Below are 22,243 nucleotides of genomic sequence, written 5' to 3'. Positions count from 1 at the left end.
GAATCTTATGAAAAAATCTATATATATATTCCTGGTGCTTTTTGCCGGGTCATCAGTTCTTTCAGGCTGTAAAAAGTTCCTGAATGTTACTCCGGTTGATAACTTATCAGGAAACAACTACTGGCAGAATAAAAAGGATGTAGAAGCCTTTACAGGTGGGATTTATAACAAATTCCGTACTGCAACTACCAGTTCTGCCTATTTCCCTGCAGTGGGAGATATGCGCTGTAGCCCGTTGATACAGACCTCAGGAAATGCACGTAGTTATATTTCTGACCTTGCAGGAAATAATATGCGTGGCCTGATGAAAAATGGCTGGTGGACAGATAGTTACTTTAGTTTTGTGAATTTCACCAAATGGAACATTTGGTATGAGATGATCCAGTCTGCCAATATTCTTTTTGTACAGGTGGATAAAGTTCCTGACCCAGCCTTCTCTGCTGCTGATAAAGCAAAATATCGCGCAGAAGCCGTTTTCTTGCGCAACCTGGCCTATCTTTTCCTAGTCCGCCAATTTGGTGATGTCCCTTATTATACCAATGCCTATAATGAGAAACCATTACCTAGAATGGACATGGTAGAGGTCTTGAACCGTGGTCTTGAAGATATGGGGAAATACAAAAATGACCTGCCTTGGACGTATGAAGATCCTTCTATCGTAGCCATTCGTGCTATGCGTGGTGGGGCAATCGATTTGATGATGCACATGCACATGTGGGCTGCAGGTTTTGATCCGGCAAATAAGACCGCGCATTATACGGCAGTAAATGAGCTGGGCGACGAGCTGATGAATCAAAATAACAACAGCTATGAGCTATTGCCTTTAGAGCGTACCAAAGAGATCTTTAAAGGAAGAACAAGAGAAGGTCTTTTTGAAGTGCTGCAAAGTTTAAACTATGGCGAGCGTTTCGATATTACTGCTGCTTTTTCAGATATGGTATTGAGGTACCCAAATAAACAACCGGCATCGAACAATAAAAGCTATACCTATTATACAAGCAAGTACCTGGATATTTTATATCCTGCAGGTAAACCTGATAAAAGAAAAGACTATTGGTTCGACGAATTTATGTATGCTACTGATGGGAAATTCCAGTTGCTGAAGTTCGTTAACATTTTTGCTCAGGAAGGGGAAGATGTGAATCCTGATGATAACATGATCGTATTCCGTTTGGCAGATGCCATCCTGTTACGTGCAGAAGCGCAGGCAGAATTAGGCTTGAATGCTGATGCCAGAGCTACGGTAAATATCATTCGTAAAAGAGCAGGTGCCGATCCGATCACAGATAGTGATGAGGACTTAAAGGATGCGATCTTCTATGAGCGAAATAGAGAATTAATGGGAGAAGGACATGCGTACTTTGACCTTGTTCGTACCAAAAGGGTACTAAGAGACAAGTATTGTTTTCACCCGATTGGGGTAGAAGACTTTAACAATGGTGCCTGGACCTGGCCTATTGACCAAAGCGCAATGAATCGCAATCCATATATGACTTTAAATGATTTCTGGAGATAACAATTCCTATCACAAACCATAATTCTGATTTTTATGTTGAAACTAATTAAAATAATAGTACCCGTTCTTTTACTGGCAACCAGCTTCTTCGCTGGTTGTAAGAAAGAACCCTTTTTTAAGGATACCGGTGTTCATGATGCAAAATTCAATGGTACAGTTTTGCAATACCTGAATTCTAAACCTGTTCATTTTGACTCGCTGAGCCGCATCATCAAGATTGCTGGCATGGAAGAGGTCTTTGATAAAGAAAATATCACGTTTTTTGCGCCTACTAGTGCAACTGTACACCAATCTGTGCATGCTTTAAATTATTATTTGGCCCGCTCTGGAAGAGATACAGTGACCCGTTTGGAGCAATTGAAGCCGGCCTTCTGGCGTAAAATGCTGGCCATGTATGTTTTTAAAGGAAACTATGGCCTAAAAGATTACCCTCAAATTGATACTGCTGCAATGCAGGCTTATCCTGGTCAGGGCTACAACTCTATATCGGTAGATAATGAGCCTGGTAGAACCATGAATATTGGGGTAGTTTATAATGATGCCGGTGGTGTTAAATATGCGGGCTACAGACAATTGATGATTTCTTATATCGGTGATTATTCCAATCCAACCAAGAGCTTAATACTCAATAGAGTGGCCTCCTCAGATATTGCACCTACTAATGGTAGAGTGCATGTATTGCAAAATCTGTATATCGGGACGGTGTACTTAATCGATATTAATGGAACACTTACACCTATAAAGATAACCCTGCCTCAATATTTTGGATTTGATGTGAGTAATTTCATCATCACTGCCTTGTCGATGGGCATCGATCCTTAATCGGATTGAACTGGAATAATTGTATAACTATATTTTAATAAAGAATTATGATTTTAATCTATATAAAGCAAGTGAAGATAAAAAGGTTGATGCTGCTGTTAATGGTTATGGCCACTGTCACTTTTTCTTGTAAGAAAAAAAATGGTATCGGCGAAGATCCATATGGTGGTGGTAAAATGCCTTTAGGGGTAAGTTTTGCCGATTCGGGAGAAAGCGCAGGATCCGGTGTCCCGGGCGATCAGGCGACCATTAAAGTGAGAGGGCTTTTGGCTTATCAGGGGAAATTTGAGTTTTTCATCAATGAGATCAAAACTGAAGTAACCAGCTTAACAGACAGTACACTAAATATAGTGGTTCCGGCAAATGCAAGTAGCGGAGGTACGACCATTGTTTTAGACGGACAAACATTTTTTGGTCCTAAATTCACGATCGAAGGAAAGGTGTCTTTAGATCCAACGTTTAAAGCAAAAAATGGATCAAATGGTACCATTGCGGATATTCTGTTATTACAGGATGGAAGCTATTTATTGATGGGTTCTTTTACGAATTACCAGGAGAAAGCTGCGGCAGCTCCTATTAATGGAATTGTAAAAATCACCAAAGATGGAGAATTTGCTGCTGGACTTAAAGCTGGTAAAGGAACCGACGGAGTATTGTATACTGCCATACCTCTACAGTCGGGTAAATTTATGGTTGGAGGGAGCATGAATTCTTTTAACGGAAGATTAGGTGCATCTGGAATTACCCGTTTGAATGGTGATGGTTCACTGGATACAATGGTGGTTGACCTGATTAACTTAACGCCGTTATTTCCGAAAAACGGATTGGATACTGTGCCCGCCTTTAATGGTGGAGTATTGGGTACGGTCAACAGGATTTATGCAGTAGATAATAAAATTATCACGGTAGGTCGTTTTGTTGGCTATAGAAGTACCTTTTATGAGCGTTCTACCAGACTTAGTAAAATAGTAGATTTTACCCCAATGAATGCTTTTGCCAGAATGAAGCTGAATGGCACACTGGACTCTACTTATAACTTTGATAAAGCTAACAAAAAAGGGTACCCTGGTGTAAATGGGATGATTTACGAGTCTCATATGCAGCCAGACCATAAAATCATTGCAGTTGGCGCATTTACCAATTATAATGGCAGTCCGGCTAAAAATATTGTTCGTGTGGATACATTGGGGGCTTTCGATCCTACTTTTAAAACCGGTTCTGGTGCCGATGGCGACATCCTTTCTATGGTAGTGAATAGGGTGACTGGAAGTATCATGATTTCAGGCCTGTTTAAAAATTACAATGGTGTACCAGCAGATGGTGTGGCCATGTTGAAATCTGATGGAAGCATCGATCCAACCTTCAAATTTGGCGCATTGACAGGTGGTTTTGCTACTCATGCCATCCAATTGAATAGCGGGAAAATCCTCGTTTCAGGAACTTTCAAGACTTATAATGGAATCGTGAGACAAGGATTCATGGTGTTAAACGGTGATGGTAGTCTGGCCGCGAATTATAACAATACAGGAGTTTTTGAAGGTTCGGTGTTTAAGGTGATCGAAACGACTTCTGCATTAGGAAACCCTGCTGTAATTATGGTTGGTAATATTTACAAGTTCGATAGCCAAAGAGTAGGGAATATCGTGCGTATCGAATTGAAGTAATAATTTTTCAGGATTAAGAGCAATAAGATGAACAAAATAAAAACATATACACATAAAGGATTGGTAGCTGGCCTACTGGGTTCGGTAGCCATAGTCCTGCTAATGATGTTGGGTTCCTGTAATAAAGATTTTCCAAATAAATTAAAGGAGAATATAAAGAATGATACGGTGGGTGTAAATTCTAAAACGCGTAAGGTATTGTACATTATCGTGGATGGGCTTAGAGGGCGCGCATTGAAAGAAATTAATGCCCCGAATATCTCTCAGGTGATCAAAAAATCTATTTACGCTTATGATGGTTTAACAGATGTGGATGGTACGGGAGTAAGTAATGCTGGTGCCTGGACCAATATGTTGACCGGCGTAAAGAGAGGTCAGCATGGGGTCGTTTCAGAAGATTTCGCAGGAAATAAACTGAGTCAGTTCCCATCGGTGATTACCAGACTGAAACAAAATGTACCAGGGCTAAGGAGTGCCTCATTTAGTGCATCTACCGCATTCGGTAGCTACCTTGCTAAAGATGCTACAGAGAATAAAAGCTTTGAAGGAGATGATGTGGCAGTAAAAAATGCAGTGAAAGCCGAGCTGGAACGTGGTGATGCAGGTTTTGTACTGGCGCAATTTCATAGTGTAGAACTTGCTGGTAAAGCTTCAGGTTATGAAAGTACTACCGCCGATTACGCCAATGCTGTCCTTAAAATGGATACCTATATCGGTGAGCTGATCAATGCTTTGTCTCAAAGAAAAACCTTCGTGACGGAGAACTGGTTGGTGGTGATTGCCTCTAATAAAGGAGGGCTAATCGCTCCGGATCCTAATAGTACAGATATTACGCCGTATGCGGACCCAGTTAGAAATAACTTTGTGATTTTTTACAATCCAAGATTCAACAGTTTATTTGTTCCTAAACCAGATTCTGAGAAGATTCCTTACAGTGGATCAAGTATCCGCTATGATTTTACGGATGCCACCAGACCAATAGCAACGGTGAACAGCGCTACTGCCTATAATTTCGGTGTTTATGGAAATTACACGATAGAGATCCTGTTGAAAAGCAATACAACCAGTGAGATCTATCCTACCTTTTTGTCTAAACGGGAAAAAGGATTTACAGGTCCAGGTTGGAATATGTTTTTAGAAGGAGGCGCATGGACGCTGAATACGAATGTATCCGAACAAATGAAAGGAAGAGCAATTAATGATGGGAAATGGCATAAGCTGACCATTGTATTTGATGGTACCAATAAAAAGGTAAGAGGATATACTGATGGTAAATTTGACAATGAACTAGACATGAACAGCAATACATTGGACAACCCTGCAGCTTTAAGGTTAGGTTACCTGCCTACAGATGGAAATCAGAATGCCTCAGTGCTAATGACGGAGTTAAAAATCTTCAAGGCTGCTTTAACGGCTACGGAAATATCCGCTTATGGCTGTAAACCGGACATTAAAGCAGACCACCCTAAATATAGTACCCTGATTGGCTACTGGCCAATGCAGGATGGTCTTGGAAACGTCCTAAAAGAAAAAACTGGAAAAGGACTGGATTTCAGATTAGGTGGGACCGTACCATGGGAAACATTTAGTGTAGTGAGTCCGGCATTATGCCCTGATATCAATGCTAATTTCTATACTATGGTCCCTAACAATGTAGACATTCCTATTGAAATCTATCATTGGATGGGTGTTTCAGTGCCTACTTCATGGGGACTAGCAGGAAAATCATGGGACCCAACTTATTCAGACATTAAACCTTAATTGTGATATGAAAAACGCTAATTTTTTAAGCAAACTGCTTATGCTGCTTGTATTGATGGGCTTCATCTCCTGCAAGAAATATGGTTATAAATTTGAAGATGGCTTTAATGCGTCAGGTGAAGTGGTTCCAGGCGGATTACCACTAGATACGATGATGATGCAGATAGACCGTACCATGTATTCCAGGGCAAGGATTTTCCCTGGAATGGTAGAGCCCTCTGAACCACGTGTAGTGAATGCAAAAGTGGTTTTAGACCTGAATTTTTCTGCCTCTAATGGTAAACTTTTAAGAATCAATGTGGCACCAGAACCACAATTTAGTATCGGTTATTATGCTCCGGCAGGGGAATTGATCAAAATTGTTGTTCCTGCAGGAATTAATGGTTTAAGTGTTCAGGTGGGTGGTCATACCGACAACCTTACCGGAAAGGAGCCTTTGCAGAGAGATGCAGTAATCACCAATACGAAACAATTGTTTCCTGGGGTAAATTATGTTCGTAACCTGTATGGCGGAACAATTTATATCCGTGCAGATATTGCTTTTGAGAAACCGGTAGAGTTAACTATTACCGGTGCGGTAGTGTCTCCAGACTTTGTATTAGGAGTATCTAATGATGCACAATGGATTGCTCAGGTGAAAGCCTCGACTGTACCCTGGTTGGAATTGAGGTCTTCTAGAGTGATCTTCCTGATCCCAAGAGATTTCCTGATTCGGAATTTTAACTCTTCAAAACCATTGGTTAATCCAACGGCATTGATGAAAGAATGGAATGCGAAATTTGAACTGGACTATAATGGTTGGATGGGTCTATCTGATAACAGTGCGGATCTTAGAGACCGTAGCCCACAGTCTGCATGGCGTGAGGTATTAGACATTCAGCCTTCTGTAGGTTATGGTCACAATGGTTTCCCTGTTGTGGCCACCATGGACAGCGAATGGTTCAATAGTGTGATTAGCTTGGAACAATTGCAAAGTGGTGCAAATTGGGGTACATACCATGAGTTTGGTCACAATTGTCAGCAGCCTTCTATCTGGAGCTGGGAAGTGTTAGGAGAAACGACAAACAACCTTTTCAATTATAAAGTAGCCAATAGAAATGGGGCTAATTTCTCGATTCAGCATGGCGACGACTGGGTAGCTCCTGCCTTGGCTTATGCAGCCGGACCGACTGGCGCGAAGAAATTTGATACGGATGCCGGTATGAATGATCCTTTTAAAAGAATGATTCCTTTCTTGCAGATCTTTGAAAAATATGGCTATGGTGCGATGACGCATCTGTATACAGAAGCCAGACACGCAACAAGACTTGCCAATACCACTCAAGATAAAAAGGATTTTGTGTATGAACGTTTCTCTGAATTTGCAAATGTGAATTTGTTGCCATTCTTTAATGCATGGGGTATTGAAGTGAGTAGCGTTTCAACCGCAAAGATTTCCAAAAAATTCCCATTGTTAAGGAAAAAAATCTGGACTTATAACCCGATGACCAAACTGGGAGGGAATGAAGTCTACAACCCTTATGTCATCACAGCTACTTCTGAAGAGCTGACAGGAGAGGGCGCTGTGAATGGAAGAGCAAATGCCATGATTGATGGGGATAACAATACTTTCTGGCATTCGCAATGGAACGGTGCAACCGGCCAGATGCCGCATACGATTGTACTGGATGTAGCTACCTCGACTACAGTAAAGGGCCTTTATTTTATCACTAGAAATAGCGCGGATCAATTACCTAAGGATATAGAGGTATACGTGAGTGAGGATAAAACGAACTGGACGAAAGTAGGCTCTAAACAGTTGGCAAGATTGCAAGGTCAGAAAATTGAATACCTTTTCCCAGCAGAGAAAACGGGCAGGTATTTTAAGGTTGTGATTTTAAATAACCATAGTAATTCTCCATATGCTGCATTAGCGGAGCTAAATATCATTAAGCCATAAAGAATTTAAATCATTGAAAATTATGATGAATTATAAAAATAAAACAGCGATGCTGATGACGGGTGCAGCATTGACATTGTTTGCTACCCTGTTTAATGCCTGTAAAAAGTATGACAATCCGCCCCCTGTATTCGAAGAATATGGGCGGGCTGCAGATAGCTATGGAGAAAGAAAAGTCTTGATCATTACTATAGATGGTGCTGTAGGTGCTGAAGTGAAAAAGCTGAATCCGGTAAATATTGCGGGCATGCTGAAAAACAGTAAGTATAGTTTTGATGCAGTAAGTGATGCAAAGACCAATACTGGAACAACCTGGGCTAGTTTAATTACTGGGGTAACTTCAAGCAAACACCGTGTATTGGATGAGGAATTTAATTTAGAAAGTTTGTCTGAAGATCATAATGAAGTGGCCAAATATCCAACAGCACTTGCCCGTATGCTAGATGTAAGACCAGAATTTAAAACCTTAACGGCAACTTCAAATAAAGCTTTAAACAATTACCTGATCCATGCGGATCGCCGTGTTTTAGCGAGCAATGACCAACAAGTGAAAGACTCTGTTGTAAAAGCTTTACAAACCGACAACCAACGTGTGCTGATTGCTGATTTACGTGGTGTAGTAACTGCGGGAACTACTTTCGGTTTCTCAGCAGAGGTTCCGGAATATAAGGATGCGATTGAAAAGGCTGATGCTTATATCGGTGAAATGTTGGACGCTTTGAAGAAACGTAAAGACTATGCTAAAGAAGACTGGTTAGTGATCGTTTCCTCCAGTCATGGGGGAGTAGGTAAAACTTACGGTGGAGCTTCCATTCAGGAAAGAAATATCTTCAGTATCTTTTATAACCCAAACTTTAAGCCATTCGAAATGAAGGCCAATCCTTATTATTCGGTAAGGTACTGGGGTAAAGGAGACAACGCTGTGGAAGTGGCAGCAGGAAGAGTGGTGAGAGCTACGGCAAATGACCCTACTGGTTTGTACAATCCTGGCAATGGCTCGATGACAATTATGGCTAAAATCCTGATTAATAAGAATGCTGATGGTAAATACAATTATATCTTTCCTCCTTTCCTGAGTAAGATTACAGCCCGTACGGGTGCTACTGCTGGATGGTCCTTTTTTAGAAATGACAATGGAGTAACCTTCTTTGTAGGTAATGGTACTACTGCAGTACAGCCAAGGGCTGAAAATGTTGGAACGGATGGAAAATGGCATACTATTACGGGAACAATTGGCAAGGTTGGTGCAGACTTTAAAATCAATATGTATGTAGATGGGCTGAAGTCTTTCGATGAAGTGACTTTACCAGGTACTTCACAGGTGACTTCAACCGCTCCATTAGTGATGGGATATCAGCCTGAAGTATTCTCCGGAGGTTATATCAACTTGTACATGTCAGATTTGAAGATTTGGAATAAAGTATTATCAGAATCTGCAATTAAAGCGGCTGTGACCCAAACCGAAGTGCCAACTACAGACCCTGATTACCCTAATCTGGTAAGCTATTGGCCAGGAAATGATGGTGGTACCAATACGATTAAGAATAAGGTGGCCAATCGTCCGAATTTTACGATTACCGGAAAGTATTCCTGGGATCTTTTAGCCGCGACTCCAGCTACAGGTTATGGTCCAGCAGACCCGAAAATGATCTTGCTTCAGAATGTTGATGTGACGACACAAATGTTCTATTGGTTAAGAGTGCCAACTAAAGCAGCATGGAACCTTGACGGAACGGTATGGTTGGATGACTATGAAACGGAATTCATTAAACGTTAATTTTTTAGGCTTAGATATTTAATAAAAACAGAAAACAATGAAAAGAAAATGTCTGTACCTATTTATGGTTTTTGCTGTTGCAGCAATCTCTTGTAAGAAAAGTTCCGTAGCACCTGTTATTGAAGTGATCCCGGTTCCGGTAGAAGTGACGGAAGATCCCACTTATATTAATGTGGCCAATTCGATTGCTGTGTCTTCGGAAATGGATGGTGCTAAATTTGAATGGAGCAATAGCTCAAAGAAAGCAGTGGATATTTTGGTAAAGTACAATCAGGATGGTCTGAGAAAAGAACATTCAGTTAAGAACAATCAAGACGCAACTGGGTCTTTTACGCTCCCAATTTCTGAAATGACCAATTTTACGATTCTAGTGAATAATACTGCAGGAAAATTGGCAGAAACCAGGTTGATTGGTATCGTACCGATTTTGAAACCAGAGGTTAAATTGACAAAGATCGGTTGGACGGCTAGCGCTTCCAGCGAAATCAATGACGCAGATAATGAGTTTAATGGTGCGGAGAATATTGTGGATGACCTGAAAAGAATCAGTCTTTCTTCTCCGGGAGTACCTTCTTTCTGGCAGTCGGATTATAATGCAGAGCCGATGTATATTTATCCGCATTGGTTAATTGTGGATATGAAAACAGCGAGTAGGCTAACGAAAGTGGGCTTAAATGCCCATGTTGATGCCACTCAGGGTTTTACTAATTTCATTTTGGAAGGTAGTGTAGACGGCGTTAAGTATACTGAAATCGGTGCCGGATCACTGGCTTTTAATCCAGCAATAAAAACGGAACAGCTTTATCCGGTGGTTACTACGGAAGCGATTCGTTATGTAAAGATAACCCTAAGGGTAGGATCACCATACCCATGTCTGGCTAATTTTGAAGCCTATTCCAGGAAATAATTTTATTAATCCTATTATTGTGGGGCTCTGAATACCTTCAGAGCCCCATTCTTATGTTAGATCCCCTATAGTTAAGAAAGAAAAGAAGAAGATGCTAAACTTTAAAAGACGATTGATCCCTATTTTTTTATGTGTACTCACTAAAGTGTCGCTGGCTCAGGAACTGCCAGTAGTGATTTATCCCCAACCTCATGAATTGGTGATGGAACCTGGATCATTTCCATTGGGACAAGCGCTGTATGTGAAACCTGGAACTTTAAATCCAGAATTGCAAAGCCTTTTAAACACTGTGCTCAAAATGGATGGTGGAAAAAAAGCATTGCCATTAACGGTTTTGAAAAGTAAATCTCCGGCTCAGCGTTCCGGTGCTTATCAGTTGACCATCAATAAAGAAGGTGTTAAGATCAGTGCTGCGGATGATCGGGGTGTATTTTATGCTGCACAAACTTTAATACAGCTAGCTAATGCTAAAACGGCAGTTCCTTATGTAAAAGTAACTGATTATCCAGATGTTCCTTTCCGCGGCACGGTAGAAGGCTTTTATGGAGAGCCTTGGACACAGCAGGACCGGATTGCTCAACTGCGTTTTTACGGCCAGCTGAAACTGAATACCTATATCTATGGTCCGAAAGACGATCCTTACCATTCTTCACCAAATTGGAGGTTACATTATCCGGAAAAGGAAGAGGCTGAAATCAAGCAATTGGTACAGGAAGCAAAAAAGAATTATGTAGATTTTGTATGGGCCATTCACCCGGGAAAAGATATCAAATGGAACCTGGAAGACAGTACTGCGGTGCTTAAAAAGTTTGAAATGATGTATGGATTAGGAGTCCGCTCTTTCGCCGTATTCTTTGATGACATTTCTGGTGTGGGTACAGATGCCGGTAAACAAGCGGGCTTGTTGAATTATATCCAGTACCAATTTGTAAATAAGAAAAAGGATGTGACCCCATTGATCATGTGTCCAACAGAATATAATAAAAGTTGGTCCGATCCGAAACCAGGTACTTACCTGGATATTCTAGGCGAAAAGCTGGACCCTGCCATCCATATCATGTGGACTGGGAATACCGTGGTCGCTGACATTACGAAGGAGGGCTTGGAATGGGTCAATAAACGCATTCGCAGACCCGCATTCGTATGGTGGAATTTTCCGGTTAGTGATTATGTACGCGACCATTTATTAATGGGGCCATCTTATGGCATTGATATAGATGCCCAGCAGGAAATGTCTGGTTTCGTCTCTAATCCAATGGATAAAGCGGAGCCTTCGAAGACTGCTATATTCGGCGTAGCAGGTTATACCTGGAACATGAAGAATTATGATCCGGAACAGGCATGGCTGGCTTCTCACCGTTACATCATGCCGGAGGCATCAGCAGCGTTCCAATTATTTAATGCCCATAATAGTGATCCGGGAGCCAATGGCCACCGCTATAGAAGAACGGAGTCCGTAGAAATCAAACCTTATACCCTTTCTTTTCTGAAGTCGCTAAGCGAAGGAGGGTATTCGATTGCCGATGCACAGCGCCTTAAAAAAGAATTTGAGGGAATGATTGCTGCGGCAAAAGATATTCCCTTAAAGAGCCAGAATAAGAGGTTAGTGGAGCAGATTAGCCCATGGCTCCAGCAATTTGATTTACTGGGAAAAGCGGGGCTTGCGGTAATGGATTTAGCGGAAGATTGGAACAATAAGTCCTTTGCTTCGGCCTGGGGTAAATACCTGCAGACCGAGCGGTACTTGGATGAAATGACTGACCTGGATAAAAGGATGAACCTGAATCCTTATCAGCCAGGCGTTAAAACAGGATCCCTGGTGATGACCCCTTTTGTAAAGTCGGTCTTGCTGATGATTGGTCAGCAGATGGCTCAGGGAAATCGGTTGGCTGCTGCGGGAGCTACGGTTAGCGACAAGGACCAGACTACGCTGTTCAGTAATGCTGCCAAATTGAAAAGTCAGCCATTACAGATTGGCAATCAAAGCGTGGCCATTGCGCCGGTCTTGGAAACCATTACCTTGAAGTCTGGGGAGTATTTTGGCTTACGTTTACATCCGAATTTAAAACCTTTGGCTTTACAGTTTAACCTGGAATCGGCTTCGCTTGGTACTTGGGGTATTTTTGAAAGCTCCGCTGATGGCATCAACTGGAAGGGGGTCCCTGTGACAGAGAAAAAAGGGAATGGAAAAGCGAATCAGTTTTATCCTACCGAAGCACAGTATATCCGCTTTAGAAATCAATCTGATCAGGCACAGAATTTTTACCTCAAATTGTTTAAATTGGAGGTAAAGACAAAGAACGAAGCCGATAACGGAGTGTATGTATTGGATGGAAATTTGGCAACGTTTAGTACTTTTTCTAAGCATGAACCGGGAATGCTGCATTTGCCAAAAGATTTTCAGCAAGCTGATTTAAGGTGGTTACTGCGTCTGAACGGGCAATCTGTAACGGTCTTTTCAAAAGATAAGCGTGGTAAAGAATGGGTGATTTATAAAGGAGGTTCAGATCTTATTAAAATCGAGAAGTCTGCGTTGAAGAATATAGATACTTTGTATTTTAAAACCGATTCGGCTGAGCCCCTGCGTATTTACGAAATCACTAAATATTAGGCGGATTTTATTACATTTTAAAACAATAAATAGATGCAGGTATATGAATGGGCAATATTAGTTTTAGCGATTCTTGATGGGATCATCGTATTGTGGATAAGTGTAATGGATAAAAAAGTATAAATAAATAAGGCCCATCTTTAAGATGGGCCTTTTAGTTGCAATAGCTTTTCTATTTTAAGAGTTCCTGAAGATCGCGGTCTGCGGTAGGGATTTTCTTTAAAAAGTCATCAAATCCGGCGCCCTCCTGAGAACTGTACATGCCATAAGCATCAAGAATATAGCCTATCTGACCATCTTTATCCTCTAAGATGTAAAGGACGGAGTTATCTCCAGGGTCAGAATCACCTTCAAAGCGATAGGTTTTTATAATGGTGAGATCTTCCGGGTTGTATATTTTATTCAGGCCTACACCTTGCATTTTACCATGATCGGTCATCTTTACTTCATTGTCCAGTCCTTTAAGTCTTAATTTATCCAGGATCTGGCTAAGGGTATTCATTTCTACGGGCTGTTCCATAATGATTGCTGTTTGTTTCATTAATTAACATTTATTTAAGGAAATGGTTTTTCGTTTATGCAATCGGGAGTTTTTTTACATCCTCAATTAAACTAAACTCAATTGATATGGCAACTTTAAACCTCTCCCAAAATGGCCCTGCCATAAAGGGAAATGCGAGAACCCGCAAAGCTGTTCCCGCTGTAGACCTGACCGCAATGGTAGACCTGGCCTTTCTTTTAATTACCTTTTTTATGCTGACCACCTCTTTGTCAAAGTCCCAGGCAATGGATATGGTGAAGCCGGTGATTGACATCCCTGATCAGCCCTATCCAGCTTCAAGAACGGTTACCTTAATTTTAGGGAAGGAGAATCAGATCGTATGGTATCTTGGAGAAGCGGGGAAATCAGCGGGCGTAAAAAGCAATTTTCAGCAAATTAATCAAGTCCTGACTGAAAATAAAAAAGCCATTGCAAACCTTCATGGCCATGATCCGAATAAGTTTATGGTGGTGATCATTAAACCAACGGAGGCTTCGAACTATAAGAATTTTGTAGATGTATTGGATGAGATGAAGATTGCGGATATCAAATCTTACCTGGTAGATGATGATCGTTTACTGGAACCCGAGCTCGCTGCGCTAAAGCAGCTGAAGTGATAACTGCAAAAAAAAGGCGTCATCCGATCGGATGACGCCTTTTCTAATTTTATATTTTTATGTTCTACAAAGCGAAAGCAGCTTTCACCTGATCTACGAAATCTAGTTTCTCCCAGGTAAACAACTCCACAGTTACTGTTTTTTCTTCTCCATAAGGCGTTCTGAAAGTTTTAGTAACGGTTTCATTTTTACGACCCATGTGACCATAAGCAGCAGTTTCGCTATAGATAGGATTTCTTAATTTCAAACGCTGTTCGATGAAGTAAGGACGCATGTCGAATAAGCCTTCTACAATGGTCGCAATCTCACCGTCAGTTTTGTTCACTTTGCTCGTTCCGTAAGTGTTGATATAAATTCCCATCGGTTTTGCTACACCTATAGCATAACTCACCTGTACCAGGATTTCTTCTGCAACACCTGCAGCTACCAGGTTTTTAGCGATGTGACGTGTCGCATAAGCCGCACTTCTATCTACTTTACTTGGATCTTTTCCAGAGAAAGCACCACCACCGTGAGCACCTTTACCACCGTAAGTGTCTACAATGATTTTACGGCCTGTTAAGCCAGTATCACCATGTGGACCGCCGATTACGAATTTACCGGTTGGGTTGATGTGGTATTCAATTTTATCATTAAATAAATGTGCGTACTGAGGGTATTTAGCAATAATTCTTGGAATTAAGATCGTTACCAGGTCAGACTTGATTTTTGCAAGCATGGTTGCTTCTTCGTCGAAGTCGTCATGTTGAGTTGAAATTACGATGGCATCAATACGAACTGGTTTATTGTGGTTATCATATTCAAGGGTTACCTGAGATTTTGCATCCGGGCGTAAATAGGTGATGTCCTTATTTTCGCGTCTCAATTCTGCAAGTTCCTGTAATAGTTTATGAGAAAGATCCAAAGCTAAAGGCATGTAATCTTCAGTTTCGTTGGTTGCATAACCGAACATCATTCCCTGATCACCTGCACCTTGCTCTTCCTTGCTGCTTCTATCTACACCTTGGTTGATGTCTTGTGATTGTTCATGAATTGCAGAAAGGATTCCGCAGGAGTTGGCCTCAAACATGTACTCACTTTTGGTATAACCGATTTTTTTGATGACGTCACGTGCAATCTGCTGTACATCAAGATAAGTTTTCGATTTAACCTCACCTGCAAGGATTACCTGCCCGGTTGTAACAAGAGTTTCACATGCAACCTTTGAATCTGCATCAAAAGCCAGGAAATTATCAATTAGTGCGTCGGAGATTTGATCTGCGATTTTATCAGGATGACCTTCGGAAACAGATTCTGATGTAAATAAATATGACATCTTAAATAATTAATTTTATAATAAACAATTATATAAAATGGCCTCTGATCCTGCAACGCAGGCAGTAAATTGAAGTGTATGATAGGTTAGCACTTTTTTTTACGTGGTTGCAATCCCGCTATTTTTGATGATAGCATCGCAAATCAGTCCACTTTAATGATGCAAAATTACTATATATATTCAAATAGTCAAAAAATATCAATTATTTTGTACCGTATTTAAACCAGTGTTTTGTCAAAATCGAATATATTATTTATTATTAACCCGATTTCGGGAGGAAAAGACAAGCTGAAAATTCCAGCATTGATCGATGCACATTTGGATCGATCCAAATTTAATGCGAATTACAGTTTTACGGAATATGTTGGTCATGCCTCCGAAATTGCAGAGGAAGCGGCCAGCAAAAATTTCGATGTCATTGTAGCCGTTGGGGGAGATGGAACGATCAATGAGATTGGAACCAAGGTGATGCAGCAGAAGAAGATCCTGGGGATTCTTCCCTTTGGGTCAGGAAATGGCTTGTCGAGATTTTTAAAGATCCCGATGAACACGGTGCAGGCGATCAAGGTGATCAATGATTTCAAGGTGAGGGTGATCGATACGGCAAAATTTAACGACAAATGTTTTTTTAATATGGCAGGTATGGGCTTTGACGCACACATCAGCTCAGTATTTGCCGGAAATAAATCGAGGGGCTTATCGGGTTACCTGAAACTTGGATTTAGGGAAATGAGGAATTACAAACCGCAGACTTACCATATATATATAGATGGTCAGGAATATGTCCGCACCGCTTTTGTGGTGAGCGTGGCAAATTCTTCTCAATATGGTAATAATGCACATATCTCTCCTCATGCTTCGATTACAGATGGTCTATTGGACGTCTGTATCATTAAGAGATTTCCACTTTTCAAGATTCCGGTATTGGCCTACCACATGCTCAATGGTTCTACTGATCAGTCAGAAATGGTAGAAATCATTCAGGGAAGGGACATCAGGATTGTGCGGCCGGCCAATGATGCCATCCACATTGACGGAGAACCTTATTTTATGGGGAAGGAGCTGAGCATCTCTATGGTACCTCTTTCTTTAAATATCATTACACCTGATCATGAAGCGGCAGCGCTTACAGGTACTTAAATTAAACAGCAATGAAATCGAAAAAGAAAATATTAAATGATTTTGGGGGGATTATGTTTTCTACGGATCCTTCTTTTGTTTATGAATCCGATCAGGAAGTAGAGCAGCCTCCTTTGGCAGCCAATCAGCAGGACCTTAGGGTGACTTTGGACCGCAAAAACCGTGGTGGAAAAGGGGTCACTTTAGTGACTGGCTTTATCGGAAGTACGGAAGAACTGGAGGTGCTGGGTAAAATGCTGAAATCCAAATGCGGGGTCGGCGGAGCGGCAAAAGATGGAGAGATCTTAATCCAGGGCGACTTTAGAGACAAAGTTTTGCTGCTATTGCAGAAAGAAGGTTATAAAGTTAAAAAATCTGGAGGCTAAGAAAAGCCCTTGTTAAATTGTAATTAGCTGATATTTAAGGCTTTTATTGTTAGTGTATCAACAACAATAAGTAAATTTTTTCGCGCAAAAGCGCTGATAATACCTTTTTATCTGTATAACTTTGCCTCACTAACTTATTTATTTATGAGCAAAGCACTTACGCTTAAGCCGGATTTGGGGTATTTGAATTTAAATTCAGATCAGGCCCTATTTCAGCTTAATGTATCACAATTGGTTGAAGAGGCCTTAAAAAATGGAGAAGGAACACTTGCCGATACCGGAGCATTGGCAATAGACACTGGTAAATTTACTGGTCGTTCTCCAAAAGACAGATTTATTGTTTGCGATGAGTTGACCGAAGACTCGGTGTGGTGGGGAGATATTAACATTAAATTTAGCCCTGAACACTTTGATTCGCTGCTAAAAAAGGTTACTGATCACCTGAATAAGGAGAAATTCTATGTAAGGGATGCTTATGCATGTGCGGATGAGAGTTATCAAACGACGATCCGTGTAGTGACCGAAAGTGCCTATCAGAACTTGTTTGCCCATAATATGTTTTTAAGGTTTGACCATGAAAACTTGCCTGAAAACCCAGAATGGACTATTATCGCTGCACCTAGCTTTTTGGCAGACCCAGCTGTGGATGGTACCCGTCAGGGAAACTTCTCGTTATTAAACTTTACTAAAAAAATGATCCTTATTGGTGGTTCCGGATATACCGGTGAAATCAAGAAAGGGATTTTTTCTGTGCTGAACTTCATTTTACCACTGCAAAAAAATACGCTTTCGATGCATTGTTCCGCTAATGTGGGCAAAGATGGTGATACAGCGATTTTCTTCGGACTTTCTGGAACGGGCAAAACAACGCTTTCGGCGGATCCGGAGAGAGGGCTGATCGGTGATGATGAGCATGGATGGGGTCAAGACACCATCTTTAATTTTGAAGGTGGCTGCTATGCAAAATGTGTGGACCTGACGGAAGAAAAAGAGCCTCAGATTTTTAAAGCCATCAAATTTGGTTCGCTGTTGGAAAATATCAATTATTTCCCAGGCAGCCGTGAAGTGGATTTCAGCAATGTAGAGAAAACGGAGAACACCAGGGTTGCATACCCAATCCATTATATAGACAATGCGATCCTGCCTTCTATCGCAGGTGTACCTAAAAACATATTTTTCCTGACGGCAGATGCTTTCGGTGTATTGCCGCCAATTTCTAAATTAACACCGGGCCAGGCCATGTTCCATTTTATTTCGGGATATACGGCAAAAGTGGCAGGTACAGAGGCAGGTGTGACCGAGCCTCAGGTTACTTTCTCTGCTTGTTTTGGAAAAGCTTTCCTACCCTTGCATCCTACTAAATACGCGGAATTGCTGGGGGAGAAAATGCGCAAGCACAATGTGAATGTCTGGCTGGTGAATACTGGATGGAGTGGGGGAGCCTACGGTGTCGGGAAACGAATGAAATTATCGTATACCCGCGCTATGATTTCTGCGGCTTTGAAAGGCGAACTGGAAAATGCGTGTTACAACGCAGATCCTGTGTTTGGTTTGCAGATCCCAGAGGCTTGTCCGGGGGTCCCATCAGAAATATTACAACCAAAAAATACCTGGGCAGATCAGAAGAAATATGACCAAAAAGCGAATGAGCTTTCACAGGAGTTTATTACCAACTTTAAGCAGTTTGAAGCTTTCGCGAGTGCTGAAATTCTCGCATCCTTCCCTAAAGTTGTGGAAAACGCCTCTTAAAGCTTTTTTTTTGCTCAAAAATTTGCATATCAATTTTTTTTTAGTTTTAATTGTGAAAGATTGTCTCCGCATGGGGACAATCTTTTTTTAATATACGCCGATGCGGACAGGGGGGAGACCTAGCTCAAGGGAAGAAACTAACGATTATTTAATTTGGAATTAAAATCAAAGTTATAAATTTGTTCTTGCAACAATTGTTTGTAATGATCGTTGTGTGTATTACAGAATAATAATCTAAATTTAAAAAAAACACGAGTACTAAAAACTAAAAAACTAAAAAACAATGGCAAACGCACCAAAACCAACAACAGTTCAAAAAGAGAGCTCTTCATCTGCTTCAAATTTATTTGCAACATTAGTAATTCCTATCTGTATCATTATCGGTATTTGTATTTTCAAGTTTGTCTTGGGTAGTAGAGATAACTTTATTGACGGCGCAGATCCAGATTTGCATGAGACGATGCCAAAAGTAGGTAACTACGCAGGTATGGCTTACAAAGGTGGTTTCATCGTACCAATCTTAATGGGTATGTTCTTAATGGTTATCGTTTTCTCAATTGAGCGTATGATCGTAATTGGTAAAGCAACTGGTAAAGGTAGCTTAGACGGATTCGTTAAAAAAGTACAATCACTTTTAAACTCAAACAACATCGAAGGTGCTATGGCTGAGTGTGATAGACAACAAGGTTCGGTAGCTAACGTGATCAAATCTGGTTTGAAAAAATACAGAGAAATGGAAGTTGAGCCTAACATGGATACAGATCAAAAATGTTTAGCGATCCAAAAAGATATCGAAGAAGCAACTACATTAGAAATGCCAATGTTAGAGCAAAACTTAACAGTAATTGCAACATTAGTATCAGTAGGTACATTAACAGGTCTATTAGGAACAGTAACAGGTATGATCAAGGCCTTCGGTGGTTTAGCTAACTCTGGTGCTCCGGATCAAGCGGCATTAGCAACTGGTATTTCTGAGGCTTTGATTAACACAGCTACAGGTATTGGTACTTCTACTTTCGCGATTATCATGTACAACATTTTAACTTCGAAAATCGATAAATTGACTTACGCTATTGATGAAGCAGGTTTCAGCATCATCCAAACTTACGCTTCTACGCATAAATAAAAAATAATGTATTTTTTTTTACCGGCTTTATGGAAAACCGGAAGAATAAACATCATTAGTTAAATACATAAGTAATTTTTAAAATTATGCCAAGAGCAAAGGTTCAAAGAAAGAGTACTTCGATAGATATGACCGCCATGTGCGACGTATCTTTCCTATTGCTTACTTTCTTTATTTTAACAGCAACAGCACGTCAGCCTGATCCTTTGGATGTTACTATCCCTTCATCGACTTATAAACTTAAAGTTCCAGATTTGGACATGGGTATATTGTCGATTGGAAAAGGCAAAGTGTTTTATGAAATCGTAGGGAAAGACATTAAAATGGCTACCCTTGATAAAATGGGCGAAAAGTACGGCATTAAATTCACTCCGGAAGAAAGAGAGCGTTTTGGTGTAGTTGGTGCTTTCGGTGTACCGGTACAGAGTTTAAAGCAATTCATCATGATGAGTGGTGATGAGCGTACAAAGTCTGGTATTGACACTGGTATTCCAACTGATTCAACAAACAATCAATTGGCGGAATGGGTGATGCAATCACGTACTGCCGTAGCCGAATTACACGCAGCGCCAATGCGTATCAGTATCAAAGGAGACGCTAAGGAAGAATACCCTGCGGTGAAGAAAGTGATCGATATTTTGCAGAAGCAAAAAATTAACAAGTTTAGTTTAATCACATCTGCCGAAGGCGATGCTCAATAGATAAATATTATGGCTGAATTAGATACCTCCGGCGGGGGGAAAAAAGGCAAAAAAGTAAGGAGTAAGAAAGCAAATACCAAAGTCGATTTGACGGCGATGGTAGATTTAGCCTTCTTGCTGATCACCTTCTTTATGTTAACCACTTCCCTGTCGAAACCAATTGCAATGGATATTGCAAAGCCTGATAAAGACGACAAATCGACTGAAAAGAATGAATTGCGTGCTTCTGAAACCATGACTATATTATTGGGTAAAGACAATAAAGTTGCCTGGTACATGGGAGAAGCTGGTAAATCAAAACCTAATGTTGAGAGTTTTGCTGATATCAGAAAATCAATATTAGATAATAAAAAGAAAGTAGCTGAAACTACTGGTGGCAGACAGATCATTATGGTGATCAAGCCGACATCAGGAGCGAATTACAAGAACTTTGTTGATATCATGGATGAGTTAGCGATCACTAAGATCACCACAGCTCCTGCAATCGATGATGAGAACATTACTGATGCTGAAAAAGATTTCATGAAAAGTGCTGGAATTTTATAATAAAAGAATTAATAAAATATTAAATAGTAAGCTATGTTAGGTTCTAAAATAGATTTATTGAAACGGGAATGGCTTGACGTCGTCTTCGCGGGTAAAAACAAGAGCTACGGAGCATACCAGCTTCGCAGCACGAGTGCCGCAAATACTACAAAAGCGTTATTGATTGCTTCTACTATTTTCGTAGTTGCATTTATGACCCCAAAAGTTTTGAGCTTGATCAAGGGTAGTCTTCCAGAAGACGAGATTGTAAAGCAAGTAGAGGTTACAGTTGTGCCACCTCCACCGGTGAACCCGGATACCCCTCCACCTCCACCGGTAGAGCCACCCCCACCGAAACAGGATCAAATTAAATTCCCTCCTCCGATTGTAAAACCGGATAATGAGGTGATTGATAAGGAACCGGTTCAGATCGAAGATTTGAAAAAAGCGGATCCAGGTCAGAAAACCATTGAAGGTGATCCTACTGCTGATATTGTAATTGCTGGTCCTGTTGGAGATGGCCCTAAACAAGCAGCGGTAGTAGAAGACACAAAGGTTTATGACTTCGTGAGTATTGAAACACAGCCAGGTTTCCCTGGAGGTATGGAGAAATTCTACGCTTACTTGAAGAAAGCAGTTAGATATCCAGCAATGGCTCAGGAAAATAACATTCAAGGTAAAGTATTCTTATCTTTCGTAGTAGAGAAAAATGGAGACTTAACCGACATCAAAGTGGAAAGAAAACTTGGTGGTGGTACTGATGAGGAAGCCATCAGAGTATTGAAAGCGAGTCCACGTTGGACTCCGGGTATCCAAAACGGAAAACCGGTACGTGTGAAGTTCAATATTCCAATCAGCTTTACCTTATCTCAATAGTATTTACGAATGTTTAATTTAAGAACATTTAAACAGAAATCGCCTCAACAGCGATTTCTGTTCATTTTAGGCCTCGTGATGTTTGCGTTTTATTTCGTATTAGGCCTATTATTGATCTTCTGGACTGATATTCCCTTTGAAATCCAGAAAACTTATCGCATCTTGTTTGGGTTATTGCTGATCGTTTATGCAGCCATTAGATTTGCCCGGTTAATTAATCCTAAAGACGATTAAATCCGAATTATCCTATTTAACGCGCTGAAATAACTTTGCTTAATCGCATTTTATCGA

General features: G+C 40.7%; 19 protein-coding genes. 17 read left to right on the top strand and 2 right to left on the bottom strand.

The window, feature by feature from the left end; all coding sequences use genetic code 11:
- Positions 1-7: 7 nt before the first annotated feature.
- From H9X96_RS11010 to H9X96_RS10975, 8 genes are all read left to right on the top strand, one after another.
- A complete protein-coding gene (locus tag H9X96_RS11010; RefSeq protein ID WP_187666314.1) occupies positions 8-1,516 on the top strand; it encodes a RagB/SusD family nutrient uptake outer membrane protein in 1,509 nt (502 codons plus the stop codon).
- A gap of 33 nt (positions 1,517-1,549) precedes the next feature.
- Positions 1,550-2,338 (top strand): fasciclin domain-containing protein, encoded by a 789-nt coding sequence (locus tag H9X96_RS11005; RefSeq protein ID WP_187666313.1) that lies wholly within the window; start codon positions 1,550-1,552, stop codon positions 2,336-2,338.
- Positions 2,339-2,385: 47 nt separating this feature from the next.
- Positions 2,386-4,002, top strand: coding sequence for a DUF5008 domain-containing protein (locus tag H9X96_RS11000; protein ID WP_187666312.1), 1,617 nt, complete (start codon positions 2,386-2,388; stop codon positions 4,000-4,002).
- A 27-nt stretch (positions 4,003-4,029) separates the two neighbouring features.
- A complete protein-coding gene (locus tag H9X96_RS10995; protein ID WP_187666311.1) occupies positions 4,030-5,763 on the top strand; it encodes a LamG-like jellyroll fold domain-containing protein in 1,734 nt (577 codons plus the stop codon).
- 7 nt (positions 5,764-5,770) lie between these two features.
- Positions 5,771-7,702 carry a M60 family metallopeptidase gene (locus H9X96_RS10990; protein ID WP_187666310.1) on the top strand — a complete coding sequence of 644 codons (1,932 nt, stop codon included), beginning with the start codon at positions 5,771-5,773 and terminating at the stop codon, positions 7,700-7,702.
- 22 nt (positions 7,703-7,724) lie between these two features.
- Entirely contained in the window at positions 7,725-9,479 is a 1,755-nt protein-coding gene (locus H9X96_RS10985; RefSeq protein WP_187666309.1) for a LamG-like jellyroll fold domain-containing protein, read from the top strand.
- 37 nt (positions 9,480-9,516) lie between these two features.
- On the top strand, positions 9,517-10,386 hold the full coding sequence (locus H9X96_RS10980; RefSeq protein WP_187666308.1) for a discoidin domain-containing protein: 870 nt from the start codon (positions 9,517-9,519) through the stop codon (positions 10,384-10,386).
- A gap of 91 nt (positions 10,387-10,477) precedes the next feature.
- Positions 10,478-12,997 (top strand): beta-N-acetylglucosaminidase domain-containing protein, encoded by a 2,520-nt coding sequence (locus H9X96_RS10975; RefSeq protein WP_187666307.1) that lies wholly within the window; start codon positions 10,478-10,480, stop codon positions 12,995-12,997.
- 172 nt (positions 12,998-13,169) lie between these two features.
- On the opposite strand, the gene H9X96_RS10970 is transcribed toward H9X96_RS10975, so the two are convergent.
- The gene (locus H9X96_RS10970; protein WP_231635005.1) at positions 13,170-13,538 is read right to left on the bottom strand and encodes a hypothetical protein; all 369 of its coding nucleotides are present in this window, start codon (positions 13,536-13,538) and stop codon (positions 13,170-13,172) included.
- Positions 13,539-13,624: 86 nt separating this feature from the next.
- On the opposite strand from H9X96_RS10970, the gene H9X96_RS10965 reads away from it, so the two are divergent.
- Positions 13,625-14,155, top strand: coding sequence for a biopolymer transporter ExbD (locus tag H9X96_RS10965; protein ID WP_187666306.1), 531 nt, complete (start codon positions 13,625-13,627; stop codon positions 14,153-14,155).
- A gap of 64 nt (positions 14,156-14,219) precedes the next feature.
- On the opposite strand, the gene metK is transcribed toward H9X96_RS10965, so the two are convergent.
- Positions 14,220-15,470, bottom strand: a complete 1,251-nt coding sequence (metK, locus tag H9X96_RS10960; RefSeq protein WP_187666305.1) for a methionine adenosyltransferase — start codon at positions 15,468-15,470, stop codon at positions 14,220-14,222.
- A 231-nt stretch (positions 15,471-15,701) separates the two neighbouring features.
- Between metK and H9X96_RS10955 the strand changes: the two genes are divergently transcribed.
- The 8 genes from H9X96_RS10955 (at position 15,702) to H9X96_RS10920 (ending at position 22,186) form a co-directional block, all read left to right on the top strand.
- Positions 15,702-16,610, top strand: a complete 909-nt coding sequence (locus H9X96_RS10955) for a diacylglycerol kinase family protein (RefSeq protein WP_187666304.1) — start codon at positions 15,702-15,704, stop codon at positions 16,608-16,610.
- Between the two features lie 11 nt (positions 16,611-16,621).
- Positions 16,622-16,975: a translation initiation factor gene (locus tag H9X96_RS10950; protein WP_187666303.1), complete on the top strand. Its 354-nt coding sequence runs from the start codon at positions 16,622-16,624 to the stop codon at positions 16,973-16,975.
- Positions 16,976-17,119: 144 nt separating this feature from the next.
- On the top strand, positions 17,120-18,724 hold the full coding sequence (gene pckA / locus H9X96_RS10945) for a phosphoenolpyruvate carboxykinase (ATP) (protein WP_187666302.1): 1,605 nt from the start codon (positions 17,120-17,122) through the stop codon (positions 18,722-18,724).
- Positions 18,725-19,007: 283 nt separating this feature from the next.
- Complete coding sequence (locus tag H9X96_RS10940; protein ID WP_187666301.1) at positions 19,008-19,850, top strand: MotA/TolQ/ExbB proton channel family protein; 843 nt, start codon at positions 19,008-19,010, stop codon at positions 19,848-19,850.
- A gap of 86 nt (positions 19,851-19,936) precedes the next feature.
- Entirely contained in the window at positions 19,937-20,551 is a 615-nt protein-coding gene (locus H9X96_RS10935) for a biopolymer transporter ExbD (protein ID WP_187666300.1), read from the top strand.
- 9 nt (positions 20,552-20,560) lie between these two features.
- A complete protein-coding gene (locus tag H9X96_RS10930) occupies positions 20,561-21,097 on the top strand; it encodes a biopolymer transporter ExbD (RefSeq protein WP_187666299.1) in 537 nt (178 codons plus the stop codon).
- Between the two features lie 33 nt (positions 21,098-21,130).
- A complete protein-coding gene (locus tag H9X96_RS10925; protein WP_062546538.1) occupies positions 21,131-21,952 on the top strand; it encodes an energy transducer TonB in 822 nt (273 codons plus the stop codon).
- Positions 21,953-21,961: 9 nt separating this feature from the next.
- Positions 21,962-22,186, top strand: a complete 225-nt coding sequence (locus tag H9X96_RS10920) for a hypothetical protein (RefSeq protein ID WP_187666298.1) — start codon at positions 21,962-21,964, stop codon at positions 22,184-22,186.
- The last annotated feature ends 57 nt before the right edge of the window (positions 22,187-22,243 follow it).

Source organism: Pedobacter sp. N36a, assembly GCF_014472395.1.
Taxonomy (GTDB): Bacteria; Bacteroidota; Bacteroidia; order Sphingobacteriales; family Sphingobacteriaceae; genus Pedobacter.
Note: the sequence above shows the minus strand (reverse complement) of the source record. Positions and strands in the feature narration are given on the sequence as shown.

Excerpts from the sequence above, each read along its gene's own strand:
- H9X96_RS10970 (WP_231635005.1), bottom strand. The coding sequence starts at position 13,538 with ATGAAACAAACAGCAATCATTATGGAACAGCCCGTAGAAATGAATACC.
- H9X96_RS10985 (WP_187666309.1), top strand. The coding sequence starts at position 7,725 with ATGATGAATTATAAAAATAAAACAGCGATGCTGATGACGGGTGCAGCA.
- H9X96_RS10995 (WP_187666311.1), top strand. The coding sequence starts at position 4,030 with ATGAACAAAATAAAAACATATACACATAAAGGATTGGTAGCTGGCCTA.
- H9X96_RS11000 (WP_187666312.1), top strand. The coding sequence starts at position 2,386 with ATGATTTTAATCTATATAAAGCAAGTGAAGATAAAAAGGTTGATGCTG.
- H9X96_RS10920 (WP_187666298.1), top strand. The coding sequence starts at position 21,962 with ATGTTTAATTTAAGAACATTTAAACAGAAATCGCCTCAACAGCGATTT.
- metK (WP_187666305.1), bottom strand. The coding sequence starts at position 15,470 with ATGTCATATTTATTTACATCAGAATCTGTTTCCGAAGGTCATCCTGAT.
- H9X96_RS10980 (WP_187666308.1), top strand. The coding sequence starts at position 9,517 with ATGAAAAGAAAATGTCTGTACCTATTTATGGTTTTTGCTGTTGCAGCA.
- H9X96_RS10925 (WP_062546538.1), top strand. The coding sequence starts at position 21,131 with ATGTTAGGTTCTAAAATAGATTTATTGAAACGGGAATGGCTTGACGTC.
- H9X96_RS10940 (WP_187666301.1), top strand. The coding sequence starts at position 19,008 with ATGGCAAACGCACCAAAACCAACAACAGTTCAAAAAGAGAGCTCTTCA.
- H9X96_RS10935 (WP_187666300.1), top strand. The coding sequence starts at position 19,937 with ATGCCAAGAGCAAAGGTTCAAAGAAAGAGTACTTCGATAGATATGACC.
- H9X96_RS10965 (WP_187666306.1), top strand. The coding sequence starts at position 13,625 with ATGGCAACTTTAAACCTCTCCCAAAATGGCCCTGCCATAAAGGGAAAT.
- pckA (WP_187666302.1), top strand. The coding sequence starts at position 17,120 with ATGAGCAAAGCACTTACGCTTAAGCCGGATTTGGGGTATTTGAATTTA.
- H9X96_RS10930 (WP_187666299.1), top strand. The coding sequence starts at position 20,561 with ATGGCTGAATTAGATACCTCCGGCGGGGGGAAAAAAGGCAAAAAAGTA.
- H9X96_RS10990 (WP_187666310.1), top strand. The coding sequence starts at position 5,771 with ATGAAAAACGCTAATTTTTTAAGCAAACTGCTTATGCTGCTTGTATTG.
- H9X96_RS10950 (WP_187666303.1), top strand. The coding sequence starts at position 16,622 with ATGAAATCGAAAAAGAAAATATTAAATGATTTTGGGGGGATTATGTTT.
- H9X96_RS10975 (WP_187666307.1), top strand. The coding sequence starts at position 10,478 with ATGCTAAACTTTAAAAGACGATTGATCCCTATTTTTTTATGTGTACTC.
- H9X96_RS11005 (WP_187666313.1), top strand. The coding sequence starts at position 1,550 with ATGTTGAAACTAATTAAAATAATAGTACCCGTTCTTTTACTGGCAACC.
- H9X96_RS11010 (WP_187666314.1), top strand. The coding sequence starts at position 8 with ATGAAAAAATCTATATATATATTCCTGGTGCTTTTTGCCGGGTCATCA.